The organism is Clostridia bacterium, from assembly GCA_014360065.1.
GTDB lineage: Bacteria > Bacillota > DSM-521 > Neomoorellales > JACIYF01 > JACIYF01.
The window spans coordinates 1-1826 of record JACIYF010000235.1 but is presented as its reverse complement, the minus strand read 5'-3'; the positions used below and the strand labels follow the sequence as shown (position 1 = coordinate 1826).

1 protein-coding gene is annotated in these 1826 nt (G+C 56.4%); it reads right to left on the bottom strand.

Annotation, left to right across the window (positions count from 1 at the left end):
• Positions 1 to 494: 494 nt before the first annotated feature.
• Positions 495 to 1703, bottom strand: a complete 1209-nt coding sequence (locus H5U02_15410) for a YeeE/YedE family protein (protein ID MBC7343807.1) — start codon at positions 1701 to 1703, stop codon at positions 495 to 497.
• Positions 1704 to 1826: the final 123 nt, after the last annotated feature.

Below are 1826 nucleotides of genomic sequence, written 5' to 3'. Positions count from 1 at the left end.
CGCATAACCCCCTGGGGTGTAACCGCAATTACCAACTTTGAATTTCAGGTAACTATCAATTTCACAAACTTGGAGTTGAAACCCCCGCTCCGGGCTTCCTTTTCACCTCCCACCTGGGCTTAATGCCTTTAAGTATTGCCACTATCAACCCAGCCCAGGCTCCTGCCTTTGCCCTTAGGCTCGTGGCCTCGGTTCTGCTCTAGCCTTATTTGGTGCCTACTAACGAGGCTGGGTCAGGGTCAGCGCTTTTACTTAAGCTACTTGGTGAAATATATGCGTTTTCCTCCCACCCGGTTTGGAGGCTCAAACCGGCGTAAAGACACCCACCAGCAGCTAGAACCGTTGAAATTGCTGTATTTTTTGGCACTAGTTTAGGGAAGTAGCTATCGAGACTTTCGAAGGGCACCCACCATTTCGATAACTGGCAGCGAGAGGTAGGTGTTGGCGCCAGCCGGCTCTGGCCTACCCCGGGCTCCCGCCCCGTCCGGACAACCTTACTTGACTAGGTAGCGCAGCAGGATCTGGCTTCCCATCCAGGCGCCAACCAAAAGCGCCAGACCAAAAAGCCAGCCGTGAAGGGAAAGAGAGGAGATGCCGTTAAGAAAAGCGCCAATGTTGCAGCCAAAGGCGATCCGCGAGCCATAACCCATGGCCACTCCGCCCACCAGTGCGGCCAGCGCTTGCCGCCCCATCTTTGGCCGGCGCCAGCGCCACTCTGAGGCTAGAGCAGCGCTAAGAAAGGCTCCCCAGATCATGCCTAAATCCAGGAGGGTCCGAGGGTCGTGCCCAATTCCAGCCACCAGCCCGGTCTTGGGTCCGGGCAAGCTAAAAAAGTACCAGGCCTCTGGGTGGGCACCAAAAGCTTGTCCTAGCCAAGCCCCCCAATAGGTAAAGGCGGTGGTAATGCCCCAGCTGTAACCATGCAAGGCTAGGAAAGTAGTATTGAGCACGGCTAAGGCTATAGCTCCAGCCCAGTAAGGCCAAGGCACTACCAGGACTTGCAGGAGTCGGCGGGTTACTCGAGACCAAAGCGGGGGTCGGGTGTCGGCTTGCGCCCCTAAGGGTTCGCTTGCGCCCCCGGCGTCAAGGCCGGCTGCAACGCCGAGGGCTCTACGCTCATAGAGGGTGAGCCCATAGTAAACTACACCTAATAGCCCCAACTGCAGAGCTAAAGCGGCCGGCCAGCCTAGGTAGTCAGGCAAGAATATTTCAGGGCTCTTGATCATGGAAGCGGCCTGCCACCAACCGTAGGTAAAAGCGCCCACCAGGGATCCGGCCACAAACCCTAAAAGGGTAAACCACTGCAAGAGGTGGCCCTCGCCCATCCGCATCAAGGTACCGCTGGCACAGCCGCCAGCGATCACCATCCCCACCCCAAACAAGATCCCTCCAGCTAAGGTATGCCAACCAGCCGGATAAATGTCGCCCACAGGGCCGAGCCAAAGCTGAACTGCGGAAAAGCCCAAGGTATTGGCCGCCAAGAGTAAGACCACCGCCCGGCTCACCGCAGTGGAACCGGTAACCAGGGGATCGCGAAAGCTGGCCACAAAGCAAAATCGGCTTTTTTGGAGCACAAAGCCAAAGGCCAAACCCCAGATCCAAACTGAGGCACCGCCCACCCAGGGCCGCCATAGGGCTAGCCCTAAAGTTACGGCTAATGCCCCTGTAAGACCAATAAAGCTTAGCAGCCTCTGCTTTTCCACTCCTCCACTCCTCAGAAAAAACATATATTTACCTTGCGCGGAGCCACCTAAAGGCCGGAGCCAAGTTGGCAGCCAGGAGCCCTTGGCAATCAGTCACTGAAACTATTATAATAAAAAAAACCG